This window comes from Micropruina sp. (assembly GCF_047607385.1).
GTDB lineage: Bacteria > Actinomycetota > Actinomycetes > Propionibacteriales > Propionibacteriaceae > Micropruina.
Map to the genome: position 1 here is coordinate 1 of NZ_JASGDE010000146.1, position 13,457 is coordinate 13,457.

The 13,457-nt window shown below is 71.0% G+C and carries 7 protein-coding genes and 2 pseudogenes; 7 read left to right on the top strand and 2 right to left on the bottom strand.

What is annotated here, in order from left to right; translation table 11 throughout:
- From QM582_RS13120 to QM582_RS13150, 7 genes and pseudogenes are all read left to right on the top strand, one after another.
- Nucleotides 1-1,022, top strand: a 1,022-nt coding sequence (locus QM582_RS13120) for an ATP-binding cassette domain-containing protein (protein WP_415085076.1), incomplete at its 5' end; no start/stop codon positions are given.
- A 168-nt stretch (nucleotides 1,023-1,190) separates the two neighbouring features.
- The gene (locus tag QM582_RS13125) at nucleotides 1,191-2,144 is read left to right on the top strand and encodes a neutral zinc metallopeptidase (protein WP_415085078.1); all 954 of its coding nucleotides are present in this window, start codon (nucleotides 1,191-1,193) and stop codon (nucleotides 2,142-2,144) included.
- A 97-nt stretch (nucleotides 2,145-2,241) separates the two neighbouring features.
- The gene (locus QM582_RS13130) at nucleotides 2,242-3,879 is read left to right on the top strand and encodes an NAD(P)-binding protein (protein WP_415085080.1); all 1,638 of its coding nucleotides are present in this window, start codon (nucleotides 2,242-2,244) and stop codon (nucleotides 3,877-3,879) included.
- A pseudogene (gene nifJ, locus QM582_RS13135) lies at nucleotides 3,876-6,716 on the top strand (pyruvate:ferredoxin (flavodoxin) oxidoreductase); the annotation flags it as partial. The gene QM582_RS13130 and the pseudogene nifJ, both read left to right, overlap by 4 nt.
- A gap of 162 nt (nucleotides 6,717-6,878) precedes the next feature.
- A pseudogene (locus tag QM582_RS13140) lies at nucleotides 6,879-7,589 on the top strand (thiamine pyrophosphate-dependent enzyme); the annotation flags it as partial.
- Nucleotides 7,590-7,599: 10 nt separating this feature from the next.
- Nucleotides 7,600-8,622 (top strand): dihydroorotate dehydrogenase-like protein, encoded by a 1,023-nt coding sequence (locus tag QM582_RS13145; protein ID WP_415085082.1) that lies wholly within the window; start codon nucleotides 7,600-7,602, stop codon nucleotides 8,620-8,622.
- Between the two features lie 277 nt (nucleotides 8,623-8,899).
- On the top strand, nucleotides 8,900-10,294 hold the full coding sequence (locus QM582_RS13150; protein WP_415085084.1) for a glycosyltransferase: 1,395 nt from the start codon (nucleotides 8,900-8,902) through the stop codon (nucleotides 10,292-10,294).
- Nucleotides 10,295-10,346: 52 nt separating this feature from the next.
- Here the strand turns inward: QM582_RS13150 and QM582_RS13155 are convergent, their stop codons facing one another.
- Together QM582_RS13155 and QM582_RS13160 are read right to left on the bottom strand one after the other, a co-directional pair.
- Nucleotides 10,347-10,925 (bottom strand): hypothetical protein, encoded by a 579-nt coding sequence (locus QM582_RS13155; protein ID WP_415085086.1) that lies wholly within the window; start codon nucleotides 10,923-10,925, stop codon nucleotides 10,347-10,349.
- Nucleotides 10,926-11,202: 277 nt separating this feature from the next.
- On the bottom strand, nucleotides 11,203-13,398 hold the full coding sequence (locus QM582_RS13160; RefSeq protein WP_415085088.1) for a heavy metal translocating P-type ATPase: 2,196 nt from the start codon (nucleotides 13,396-13,398) through the stop codon (nucleotides 11,203-11,205).
- Nucleotides 13,399-13,457: the final 59 nt, after the last annotated feature.

Sequence of the window (13,457 nt, forward strand, 5' to 3'; positions counted from 1 at the left end):
CCCGCGGCGCGCTGGCCGCCGGCGTCCACGAGCTGGCCCGGACGGCCCCCGACCTGGTCGCCTACGGGGCCGCGGACGAGCAGCTGCGTCGGGTGCTGACCGTCGACGACGAACTGCGCCGGCTGGACGAGCGGGGCGCCTGGGTGCGCGGTGTGGCGTCCGGCTGTCAGGTGCTGGCGGCGGCCGCCGCGGTGGTCGCGGCTCTGCTGATCGGCGGCCCGCTGGTCGCCGACGGCACCTTGCCGCCGGTGATGCTGGCCGTGCTGGTGCTCACCCCGCTGGCGCTGCACGAGGTGCTCGCCACCCTCACCCAGTCGGCGCAGAGCGCGACCCGGGCGCTGGCCTCGCTGCGCCGCGTCCGCCAGCTGCTGGACGCCGAACCGGTCGGGGTCGGCGACCGCGAACTGCCGTCCGGCGAGGTCGCACCCGGCCCGCTGGTGCTGGACGGCCTGGCGATCGGCTGGCCGGGCGGCCCGGTGCTGGCCGACGGCCTGAACCTGGTCGTCGAACCCGGTGAGAGCGTCGCCGTGGTGGGCCCGTCCGGCAGCGGGAAGACCACTCTGGCGGCCACCATCCTGGGCCTGATCCCGCCGAAGTCCGGCACCGTCACGGCCACCGGACGGGTCGGCTACCTGGCCCAGGACGCCCACATCTTCGCCACCTCGATCGCCGAGAACGTCCGGATCGGCAACCGGGACGCCGACCCGGACGCCGTCCGGCGCGCGCTGGACCGGGCCGGCCTGCCGCTGGACGCCGACCGGGTGGTCGGTGAGCTCGGTGCGACGCTGTCCGGCGGCGAGGCCCGCCGGCTGGCGCTGTCCCGGCTGTTCGCCGGGGACTACCAGGCGGTGGTGCTGGACGAGCCGTCCGAGCATCTGGACGCCGTCACCGCCGAGGCGCTGCTCGACGACGTCTTCGCCACCATGGCGGCGGTGCCGCTGCTGGTGGTCACCCACGATCCGGACGTGATCGCCCGCTGCGACCGCACCCTGGAGCTGGCCCTGCCCACCGCGGCCCGCTAGGGAAGCGCTGATCAATGCTGTTCCGAGCGAGGACGTGCCCGGCGGGATGAGCTGCGGCCCCCAGATCTTGTGGGCGTATCGGGTCATACGGCGCACGATCGGGGCCGCGGGTCGCCCGGCCGGGGACGCCGCAGCCGCTCTGTTGCCGGCGTCCCCTATCGTGGGCGCGTGACCGTTGGGCTGCCGCGCCGGGACGGACCGGACCCCGCGCATCTGCCGCCCCGGGTCTTCGGCTCCCCCGCACCGATCTTCGGCGCCCCGTCCGGGGCCTCGTTCGGCGTCCGACCGCCGCTCCCCCAGCCGCCGCGCCGACCGGCCGGGCCGGGCCGGTTCGCGGTGGTGCTGTTGCTGCTGGTCGGGCTGGTGATCGCCGGGTTGCAGACCATGCCGATGTTCGGCACCGCGCCGGTGGAACCGACATCGCGCACCCCCGCCAGGTCGTCCACCGCGGCGACCCCGAGCAGCCGGCCCGGCGATCCGCTGACCGACAGCGCGTTGTATCCGCTGCGGGTCGGCGGCAGCTGCCCGGCATCGTCGGCGGTGTCGAACCGGGAGGCGTACACCAAGCAGGTCGGCGAGCTGCTGAACTGCCTGGAGGGCATCTTCCGGCCGCTGATCGAGCAGGCCGGCGGCGACTTCAGCACCGTCCGCCACACCTTCTACGCCCGCTCGACCGACTCCCCCTGCGGTCGCGAGACGGAGGCCTACGCCTTCTACTGCACCGACAACGACACCATCTACTTCTCCGATCAGGTCTACAAGGACTCCGAGTACGGCCGGCTGGTGCTGGCCGACGTGGTGATCCACGAATACGGCCACCACATGCAGGACATGATGGGCATGTTCGACGCGGCCGAGCGGCTCTCCGAGTCCAGGGCGGTGACCACCCGCCGCGAGGAGCTGCAGGTGTTCTGCTGGACCTACTACGTCTTCGCCGCACTGCCCAGCTTCAAGCTCACCGTCGACGACCACAGCTACTTCCGCGACGTCTGGAATCACACCGACGACGCCGAGGGGCACGGCTCGGTGAAGGCCCAGCAGTACTGGGGCGCCCGCGGGTTGGAGGCCGACAACCTGGGCGCCTGCAACACCTGGGCGGTGCCGGCCGAACGGGTCCGCTGACCGCCGGGCCCGGTCGGGACGGGTTTCCCGAACCAGCCGCGGGGAGGCGGCGACAAGCCTAGATTGATTGGCGTTACCCCAGCGTTGGAGGAACGCCATGAGCGAGCCGTTGCGCCTCGACATGACCCACCTTCCCGACCTGGCCGCGACCGCGGGCAGGGTCGGCCCGGTGCGGACCAGGATGCCGGTCTATGTCGATCTGCTGCCCCCGTGCAACAACGCCTGCCCGGCCGGCGAGAACATCCAGGAGTGGCTGCGGCTGGCCAAGGCCGGCTCCGACCAGGCCGCCTGGCGTGAGCTGACCCGCAACAACCCGTTCCCGGCGATCCACGGCCGGGTCTGCTACCACCCGTGCGAGACCGCGTGCAATCGGGTCGAGCTGGACGGCGCGGTCTCCATCCATTCGGTGGAGCGTTACCTGGGCGATCTGGCGATCGAGCAGGGCTGGCGGTTCCGCCGGGCCCGTCCCGACACCGGACGCCGGGTGCTGGTGATCGGCGCCGGCCCGTCCGGACTGTCGGCCGCCTACCAGCTCGCCATGCTGGGCCACGCCGTGGAGATCCGGGACGCCTCGGAGAAACCGGGCGGGATGATGCGCTACGGCATCCCCGAGTACCGGCTGCCGCGCGCCGTGCTGGACGCCGAGATCGCCCGGCTGGTCGACCTGGGCGTCCGGATCGTCACCGAGCACCGGGTCACCGATCTGCTTACCGAACAGGCGCAGGGCGGCTTCGACGCGGTCTTCGTGGCGATCGGCGCGCACCTGTCGAAGCGGGTCGACATCCCCACCAAGGACGCCTCCCGGATCGTCGACGCGGTCAGCTTCCTGCGCGACGTGGCCAGCGGCGGACGTCCGGTGATCGGCCGGCGGGTGGCCGTCTACGGCGGCGGCAACACCGCGATGGACGCCGCCCGGGTGGCCCGCCGGCTGGGTGCCGAGGAGTCGATCGTGGTCTACCGGCGCACCGCCGAGCAGATGCCGGCGCACGCGTCCGAACGCTCCGAGGCGGTGGCCGAGGGCGTCACGATGAACTGGCTGCGCACCATCTCGTCCTTCGACGACGCCGCGATGACGGTGGAGATCATGGAACTGGACGACGACGGCCGCGCCGTCGGCACCGGCCGGTTCGAGACCCTGCAGGCCGACACGGTGATCCTGGCGCTGGGCCAGGAGGCGGATTCGGCGTTCCTGAAGGCGATCCCGGGCATGCGTTTCGACCGCGACGTGCTGCAGGTCGACCCGAAGACGCTGATGACCGACGTGCCCGGCATCTTCGCCGGCGGGGACGCGGTGCCGTCCAAGCGCACCGTCACGGTCGGCGTCGGGCACGGCAAGCGGGCGGCGAAGATGATCGACGCCTGGCTGGACAGCCGCGCCCCGATCGAGAACCCCAAGCACGAGCTGGCCGACTTCGACCGGCTCAACCTGTGGTACTTCGGCGACAACCGGCGCAGCAGCCAGCCCGAGCTCGACCCGGCCAACCGGGTCACCGACTTCGACGAGATCCACGGCGGGCTGGACGAGCAGCAGGCGCACGTCGAGGCGGCCCGCTGCCTGTCCTGCGGCAACTGCTTCGAATGCGACGGCTGCCTCGGCTCCTGCCCCGAGGACGCCATCGTGAAACTCGGCAAAGGCTTCCGGTACCGCTTCGACTACGCCAAATGCACCGGCTGCGCGACCTGCTACGAGCAATGCCCGGTGCACGCCATCGAGATGATCCCGGAGTCGACATGAAAGCCATCATCGACGGCAACGAGGCGGCCGCCTCCGTCGCCTACCGGCTCAACGAGCTGTGCAGCATCTACCCGATCACGCCGAGTTCGACGATGGCCGAGCTGGCCGACGAGTGGTCGGCGCAGCGGCGTCCGAACGTGTTCGGGACGGTGCCGAGCGTGATCGAGATGCAGTCCGAGGGCGGCGCGGCCGGCGCGCTGCACGGAGCCCTGCAGGGCGGGGCGCTGAGCACCACGTTCACCGCGTCGCAGGGCCTGCTGTTGATGATCCCGAATATGTACAAGATCGCCGGCGAGCTGACCTCGACGGTGTTCCACGTCGCCGCCCGGTCGCTGGCCGCGCAGGGGCTGAGCATCTTCGGCGACCACCAGGACGTGATGGCGGTGCGGCAGACCGGGTTCGCGCTGCTCAGTTCGGCGTCGGTGCAGGAGGCGCACGACCTGGCCGCCGTCGCGCAGGTCGCCACGCTGCGCTCCCGGGTGCCGTTCCTGCACTTCTTCGACGGCTTCCGGACCAGCCACGAGCTGAACACCATCGAGCTGCTCCGCGACGACGACCTGCGGGCGCTGGTGCCCGAGGACCTGGTCCGGGCGCACCGGCGCCGGGCGTTGTCGCCGGAGCATCCGATCATCCGCGGCACCGCGCAGAACCCGGACACCTATTTCCAGTCCCGCGAGACGGTGAACCCGTACTACCTGGCGGTGCCGGGCATCGTGCAGCAGGCGATGGACGACTTCGCCGAGCGCACCGGACGCGGCTACCGGCTGGTCGAGTACCACGGCCATCCCGAGGCCGACCGGGTCGTGGTGGTGATGGGTTCCGGCGCCCAGGCCGTCCGACAGGCCGTCGACCACCTCAACGGCTTCGGCCACCGGGTGGGTTGCGTCCAGTTGCGGCTGTACCGCCCGTTCCCGACCGAGCAGGTGCTGGCCGCCATCCCCTCCTCCGCCAGTCACATCGCGGTGCTGGACCGCACCAAGGAGCCCGGCGCGTCCGGTGAGCCGCTGTTCCTGGACGTGGTCGCCGCCCTGGGCGAGGCGGCCGCGCACCGTCCGATGCCGACCGTGATCGGCGGCCGTTACGGCTTGTCGAGCAAGGAATTCACGCCGCCGATGGTGGTCGGCATCTTCGACGAACTGGCGCTGCCGAAGCCACGACGCAGGTTCACCATCGGGATCACCGACGACGTCACCCGGCTCTCCCTGCCTTACCCGTCCGGCCTCGACCTGGAGAGTCCCGACACCCACCGGGCGGTGTTCTACGGGCTCGGCTCCGACGGCACCGTGGGCGCCAACAAGAACACCATCAAGATCCTCGGCGGCACCGACGGCACCTTCGCGCAGGGCTACTTCGTCTACGACTCCAAGAAGTCCGGGTCGCGGACGGTGTCGCACCTGCGGTTCGGTCCGCGTCCGATCGAGGCGCCCTATCTGGTCGGCGCGGCCGGGTTCATCGGCTGCCACCACTGGTCGATCCTGGAGCGGGTCGACGTGCTGGAGTTCGCCCGGCCCGGCACCGTGCTGCTGGTCAACGCACCCCATCCGCCCGAGCAGTTGTTCGGACGGCTGCCGCGCGAGCTGCAGGCTCGGATCATCGAGTTGGGCATCGAGCTGTGGACCATCGACGCCGGCGCGGTGGCCCGCACCGCCGGGATGGGCAACCGCACCAACACGGTGCTGCAGACCTGCTTCTTCGCCATCTCGAACGTGCTGCCCGCGCAGACGGCGATCGAGAAGGTGAAGGCGGCGATCCGGAAGACCTACGCCCGCAAGGGTGCCGACGTGGTGGCCCGCAACGAGGCCGCGGTGGACGCCGCGGTCGCCGCGCTGCACCGGGTCGAGGTGCCCTCGGCGGTGGTCTCGGACGCCGAGCGGATCCCGCCGGTGCCGGCCGACGCGCCGGAGTTCGTCCGCACCGTGACCGCCGCGATGCTGGCCGGGGTCGGCGACTCGCTGCCGGTCTCGGCGATGCCGGTGGACGGCAGCTACCCCTCCGGCACCACCAAGTACGAGAAGCGCAGCATCTCCGACATCGTCGCCGAGTGGGACGCCGACGCCTGCATCCAGTGCGGCAACTGCGCCTTCGTCTGCCCGCACGCGGTGCTGCGCGCCAAGTACTACAAAGAGGACGCGCTGGAGGGCGCCCCGGCGTCCTTCGAGTCGGCGCCGCTGAACGCCGCCGGCTTCCCCGGCTCGCGCTACACGCTGCAGGTGTACGCCGAGGACTGCACCGGGTGCGGGCTGTGCGTCGAGGCCTGCCCGGTGAAGCCGATCGGCAACCCGAGCCGGCGGGCGATCAACCTGGCGCCGATTCCGGAGCGGGCCGAGGTGAAGGCGAACGTGGCGTTCTTCGAGACGCTGCCGGTGAACAAGCGCTCCCGGGTGGATTTCGCCACCGTCCGCGGCACCCAGTTCCTGGAGCCGCTGTTCGAGTTCTCCGGAGCCTGCTCGGGCTGCGGCGAGACCCCCTACCTGAAGCTGCTCACCCAGCTGTTCGGCGGACGGGCCAGCGTCGCCAATGCCACCGGCTGCTCGTCCATCTACGGCGGCAACCTGCCCACCACGCCCTGGTCGAGCAACAAATACGGACGCGGCCCGGCCTGGTCGAACTCGCTGTTCGAGGACAACGCCGAGTTCGGGCTGGGGTTGCGGCTGGCCGCCGACCTGCAGACCGACCTGGCCCGGCAGCGGCTGGACGCGCTGCGTCCGGAACTGGGCGACGAACTGGTCGACTCGGTGCTGACCGCGCCGCAGCGCTACGAGTCGGACCTGTCCCACCAGCGGGCCCGGGTGGAGCACCTGGCGATGCTGCTGGACGAGATGCTCACCACCGGCGCCAGCCCGCACCACGTCACGGTGTTGTTCCCGGTCGGTCCGCGCGGTGCCGCCGCGGGCGATCCGGAGGTCACCGGACGCCGCGGCACGCCGGTCGAGGCGGAGGCCGAGTCGGTCGGTCAGCTGCCGCCCGGCACCCGGCTGGGCCCGGACCGGCTGCGGCTGGTGGAGGATCTGCGCAGCGTCGTCGATCATCTGCTGCGCCGCTCGGTGTGGATCGTCGGCGGCGACGGCTGGGCCTACGACATCGGTTCGGGCGGCGTCGACCACGTGCTGGCCTCGGGACGCAACGTCAACATCCTGGTGCTCGACACCGAGGTGTACTCCAACACCGGCGGGCAGTCGTCGAAGTCGACGCCGGTGGGTGCGGTGGCGAAATTCGCCGCGGCCGGCAAGACCACCTACAAGAAGGACCTGGCGATGCAGGCCATCGCCTACGGCAACGTGTACGTGGCCCGGGTGGCGATGGGCGCCGACCCGCAGCAGACCTTGAAGGCGTTCCGAGAGGCGGAGTCCTACGACGGGCCGTCGCTGATCCTGGCCTACAGCCATTGCATCGCGCACGGCATCGACATGCGCACCGGGCTCGACCAGCAGTACCGGGCGGTGAACTCCGGCCACTGGCCGCTGATGCGGTTCAACCCGGTGCTGCGCGAGGCCAACGCCAACCCGTTCCTGCTGGATTCGCCGCGGCCGCGGATCGCGCTGCGCGATTATCACGATCGGGAGCTGCGCTTCCGGATGCTGGCGAACAGCCACCCGGAGGAGGCCGAACGGATGCTGAAGCTCGGCCAGGACCAGGTGAATCGCCGCTGGGCCGAGTACGAGGAGCTGGCGTCCCGTCCGGCGGCCATGTTCGCCGCCGACGCGCGCTGAAGGAGGATTCATGGAGCTGAGCACGAGCTATCTGGGGCTGCGGCTGCGAAACCCGCTGGTGGCGTCCGCCGGACCGCTGTCGCAGACCGTGGACGGCGTCCGTTCGCTGGCCGGGGCGGGCGTCGGCGCGGTGGTGATGTATTCGCTGTTCGAGGAGCAGGTGCGCCGGCAGCGGGTGCTGGACGCCGAGCTGGAGGAGCGCTACGAGGAGTCGTCCCCGGAGGCGCTGAGCTACTTCCCGACGCCCGACAGCACTCCGGAGCCGGGGGTGGCCGACCGGTACGTGACGCTGGTGGAGCGGGCGGCGTCCGCGGTGGACGTGCCGGTGATCGCCAGCATCAACGGCTCCAGCCTGGGCGGCTGGGTGACCATCGCCCGGCAGCTGGCGGACGCCGGCGCGGCCGCCATCGAGTTGAACATCTACTTCGTGCCCGGCGACCTGAGCATCACCGGCGCCGAGGTGGAGCAGCGGCATCTGGACATCGTCGGCGCCGTCCGGGCCGCGGTGCCGCTGCCGATCGCGGTGAAGCTCAGCCCGTATTTCTCCTCGCCGGGGAATATGGCGCTGCGGCTGATCGAGGCGGGCGCGGACGGCCTGGTGCTGTTCAACCGGTTCCTGCAGCCCGAGGTGGACATCGAGACCCTGACGGTGAAGCCGTCGGTGGCGCTCTCCACCCGTTTCGAGGGACGGCTGCCGCGCACCTGGATCGCGGCGCTGGCCCGGCACACCCGGGCCTCGCTGGCGGCCACGTCCGGGGTCGAGGAGGCGGCGGACGTGATCCGCTACCTGCTGGCCGGGGCGGACGTGGTGATGACCACCTCGGCGCTGGTGCGGCACGGCGCCGAGTACGCCGGCACCCTGCTGGACGGCCTGCAGGAGTGGATGCGGCGCCGCGGCTACAGCTCGGTGGACGACTTCCGCGGCCTGCTGGCGGTGCCCGCCGACGCCGCCGGCGCGTCCTCCTACCTGCGCGCCGGCTACGTCGCCGCGCTGGAGAACGCCCGCCGGATCTACGGCTCGCTGCGCTACTGAACCGGGGACGGGTTCAGGTGGGACGAAGGGGACGGTTCCTTTCGTCCCACGCGGTTCTCGGTGGGACGGAGGGGACGGTTCCTTTCGTCCCACGCGGTTCTCGGTGGGACGGTGGGGACGGTTCCTTTCGGTCCACCTGGTTCACGCGGCGCGCCGCGGCCGCCAGGATCTGCTCTCGGCCCTCCCGGACGCCGGACCGGGTCTCCCCCGCCCGGCGTCCGACTCCGTCCGCGCGGCACGGACGGGGCGGGAGCGTGCACCGATTAGCCTGTCGTCCATGGCTGAGATGGAGCCGACGCGTTCGGACGTCGACGACCCGCTGACTTTCGAGTACCCGCGGGCCAGCGACGACGCGGCGCAGCCGACCCGTCCGCTGACCATCGCGCAGTTCACCGACAACTACGGTCCGGCACCGTCCGGGCTGATGTATGCCGTGCAGTTCCTGGAGCACGAGGTGCTGGCGGCGGGGCATCGGGTGCTGCTGGTGGCGCCGGAGGCGAAGGGTCCCAACCCGCTGGCCGGCAACCCGCATCGCCGGGAGATCCGAATGCCGTCGGTGCCGATCCCGGGTGCCGGCATCCGGCTCTCGCTGGGCAAGGACCTGGAGTTCCGGCTGGCCCAGCTGGTCGCCGATCCGCCGGACATCATCCACGTCCACGGCCTGGGCGGGGTGGGACTGCTGGGCATGTGGGTGGCGCAGCGGGCCGGACGCCCGCTGGTGGTCACCTGGCACACCGACCTGGAGGCCTACGCCGAGCACTACTGGCATCTGGGACCGTTCCTGAACGCCGCCTACCGGCTGTTCGCGATGCGCGCCGAGTCGAAGCCGTGGGCGAAGCTGCGCAAGCTGCGGTTCAAGCGTCCCCGGCGCGGTGGTGCCCAGCTGGAGTTGCTGCAGGCCGCCGCCGACATGCTGAGCACCGCCGACCTGGTCACCACCCCGTCCGACAAGACCGGCAAGCGGGTGCTGGAACTGGCCCCGGCGGCGAAGGTCCGGGTGGTGCCCAACGGCGCCGACCCGCTGCCCTCCCGGCAGCCGATCCCGCACGGACGCGGGCCGCGGCTGCTCTACGTCGGCCGGATCTCGCCGGAGAAGAACCTCGACCTGCTGCTGGACGCTTTCGAACTGGTCCGCGACTTCGAGCCGAACGCCGAGCTGATGATCGTCGGCGACTTCCACGAGACCACCCCGACGCTGCGCCGCCGGATGCAGCGCGCCGCCCGCTACGGCGGGGTCCGGCTGGCCGGACGCGTCCCGCACGACGAGCTGGCCGCCTACTACGGGGGTTCGGACGTCTTCGTCTTCCCGTCCCAGACCGACACCCAGGGGCTGGTGCTGCACGAGGCGGCGCTGTGCGGGCTGCCGCTGGTGGTGGTCGACCCGGAGCTCAACCTGGTGGTCGACCCGGGGGTGAACGCCCTGGTGGCGCGGCCCAATATGGTGTCGCTGAGCCAGGCGATCATGTCGATGTTGCGGCAGCTGAAGGATCCGGCGTTCATCGCGCAGGCCGCCGGCCGGAGCCGCGAGCTCGCCGCCCAGTGGACCATCGAGCGGCAGGCGTCTGAGATGCTGAGCATCTACACCGACCTGATCGCCGGACGCCCGGTGCCGACCAGCGACTACCTCAAGCCCGACCTCGGACGCCCCCGGCTCGGCGGCCGGCTGCACTGACCCGCCGGCGGGGCTCGAACCGGCCGCAGACCTCCGCTCCGCCGGGCCCGGCTCAGGCTCCGCGGAACTCGAACCTGACGGTGATGCTCGGGTCGACGCCCGCGATGATGCCGGTGTAGAAGACCTTCGCCTGGTCGCGCAAGATCTCCACGTTGGAACTGACGTACTGCTTTTGCGCCTCGTCGTTGAGGATGCTGTTGATCATCTCGACGGTGTCGATCTGGGGCGTGACCCAGCTCAACGCACCGTTGTTCTCGGCGGCCAGCCGGAAGCGGACGTCGTCATGCCCGAGAAAGGCGAACTCGGGAATGGAGACGACGAGTTCCTTCGGGCCGGCCTGGGTGATGGTGACGTCCTTTCCTTCGAGGCCGAGCTTGGCGTTGAAGGTGTACTGGACGAACGACGCCCGCTCGCTGCCGGGGACCTCCACACCCAGGAACGCCGTCTTGCCCTTCTTCTCCGCGATCCCTTGGATCCCGAGGCTGAGCAGCACCACCTGCTCCTTGCGCTCGACGGACTTGATGATCTGGGTGTTGTTGGATTCCGTGGTGGAACTGAACAGCGCCAGCCCGGGAACCGCTTTCATCGCCCAGGCCGCCAGCAGTGCCCCGACTACCACGAGCGCGGCCATCAGGACCAACCTTCGCCAGATTGGCGCCTTCTTCACGGGTTCGGTCGTCACGAGGAATCCTCGACTTTCTGGTCGTGCTGCGCCGTACCGGGAGGCTTGTCGAAATGTCACGACAATCAGCCCGGACGCCGCTGGGGGGTGTATGCGGCACGAGAGTAGCGGTTGCGGCCGGACGACAGTGAATAGCACGAGCGCGCAGCGCGGTGAACGAAGCTCCGGATCGGGCTGGTCCGTCCCGATCCGGATCGTTATGTGTGCCGGTCCGACCGCCGGCGGCTCACTGCACCCCGAAACGGCGCAGCCGCAGGCTGTTCAGCACCACGAACACCGAGGACAACGCCATCGCGGCCCCGGCGATCATCGGGTTCAGGAAGCCCAGCGCGGCCAGCGGGACGGCGGCGACGTTGTAGGCGAAGGCCCAGAACAGGTTGCCCTTGATAGTGGCCAGGGTGGCCCGGGAGAGCCGGATCGCGGTGGCGGCCAGCCGCAGGTCGCCGCGCATCAGGGTGAGGTCGGACGCCGCGATCGCCGCGTCGGTTCCGGTGCCCATCGCGATGCCCAGGTCGGCCTGGGCCAGGGCGGCGGAGTCGTTGACGCCGTCGCCTACCATCGCGACCTGGGTGCCGTCGGCCTGCAGCCGCTTAATCTCGGCCAGCTTGTCCGCGGGCAGCACCTCGGCGATGACGCGTTCGATGCCCACCTCGGCGGCCACCGCCTCGGCGACGGCCCGGGCGTCACCGGTCAGCAGCACCGGGGTGAGGCCGAGCTCCTTCAGTTGCGCGATGGCCTCCGCCGAGCTGTCCTTGACGGCGTCCGCGACCGCGATCATGCCGCGCAGCTCGCCGTCGACGGCGACCAGGACGGCGGTGTGTCCCTTGGCCTGTGCTCCGGCGAAGGCCGCCGTCGCCGGGGACTCAGCGGCCAGACCCACGCCGACCAGGGCGGGGGTGCCGACCAGCACCTCACGTCCGTCGACGACGGCGCGGATGCCGCGTCCGGGCAGGTTCTCGAAGTCGCTCACCGTCGCGTCGGAGGCGGCATGGTCGGCGATGGCCCGGGCGATCGGGTGTTCGGACGCCGACTCTGCCGCCCCGGCCAGCCGCAGCCAGTCGGCGTCCGGCCGCTCGCCGACGGCCTCGACCACGGCCATGGTTCCGGTGGTGACGGTTCCGGTCTTGTCCAGCACCACCGTGTCGACGGCCTTGGTGCGTTCCAGGATCTCCGGGCCTTTGATCACGATGCCGAGCTGGGCGCCGCGTCCGGTGCCGACCAGCAACGCCGTCGGGGTGGCCAGCCCGAGCGCGCAGGGGCAGGCGATGATCAGCACCGCCACGGCGGCCGAGGAAGCGAACGCGAAGCCGCCGCCGGCCAGCAGCCAGCCGATCCAGGTGACCAGGGCCAGTCCCATCACCACCGGGACGAACACCGAGCTGATCCGGTCGGCCAGCCGCTGCACGTTCGCCTTGCCGGTCTGGGCCTGTTCGACGAGCCGGGCGATGTGCGCCAGCTGGGTGTCGGAGCCGACCCGGGTGGCCCGGACGATGAGCCGTCCGTTGGCGTTGACGGTGGCGCCGATCACCGTGTCGCCGGGGCCGACGTCGACCGGCACCGACTCGCCGGTGACCATCGAGACATCCACCGCGGAGGACCCGTCGACGACCTCGCCGTCGGTGGCGATCTTCTCGCCGGGACGGACGACGAAGACGTCCCCGGGCTTGAGGAAGTCGACCGGGACGCGGGTCTCCACCCCGTCGTGCAGCAGGGTCGCCTCGGTGGCGCCGAGCTGCAGCAGGGCCCGGACGGCCTCGCCGGCGCGCTGCTTGGAGCGGGCCTCGAACCAGCGGCCGAGCAGCAGGAAGGTGATGATGCCGACCACGGCCTCGAAGTAGACGCTGCCCTCGCCGGTGCCGCGCATCAGCATCAGCTCGAAGCCGTGGGTGTAGCCGATCATGCCGGCGTGGCCGAAGAACAGCGCATACAGCGACCAGCCGAAGGCCGCGGTGGTGCCCAGGCTGATCAGGGTGTCCATGGTGGTGGCCAGGTGCCGGGCGTTGACCAGCGCGGAACGGTGGAACGGCAGCCCGGCCCAGGCATAGACCGGAATGGTGAGCACCAGCGACAGCCACTGCCAGCCCGGGAACTGCCAGGCCGGCACCATGGCCAGGGCGATCACCGGGACCGCCAGCACGGCGCTGACGACGACCCGGGTCTGCAATTGCTTGGCGTGGTCGACCTCGGGTTTCGCCGGGTCGGGCAGGGCCGCGTGGTACCCGGTCTGCTCGACGACGGCGATCAGGTCGGCGACCGGGATCGGGGCGTCGGTGAGCACCCGGGCCTTCTCGGTGGCGTAGTTGACCGAGGCGGTCACCCCGTCCAGCTTGTTGAGCTTCTTCTCGATCCGGGCGGCGCACGAGGCGCAGGTCATGCCGTCGATGTCGAGTTCGATCGAGTGGTGCTGGGTCGTGGTGGTCATGCGTGCTTCGTTTCCGTTGGTTCACGACTGGCGGTTTCAGTGGCAGCGAGGTGCCGGGT

What these genes read in the sequence shown, in the direction of transcription:
- QM582_RS13130 (WP_415085080.1), top strand. Translation starts at nt 2,242, where the DNA reads ATGAGCGAGCCGTTGCGCCTCGACATGACCCACCTTCCCGACCTGGCC.
- QM582_RS13145 (WP_415085082.1), top strand. Translation starts at nt 7,600, where the DNA reads ATGGAGCTGAGCACGAGCTATCTGGGGCTGCGGCTGCGAAACCCGCTG.
- QM582_RS13150 (WP_415085084.1), top strand. Translation starts at nt 8,900, where the DNA reads ATGGCTGAGATGGAGCCGACGCGTTCGGACGTCGACGACCCGCTGACT.
- QM582_RS13155 (WP_415085086.1), bottom strand. Translation starts at nt 10,925, where the DNA reads ATGGCCGCGCTCGTGGTAGTCGGGGCACTGCTGGCGGCCTGGGCGATG.
- QM582_RS13160 (WP_415085088.1), bottom strand. Translation starts at nt 13,398, where the DNA reads ATGACCACCACGACCCAGCACCACTCGATCGAACTCGACATCGACGGC.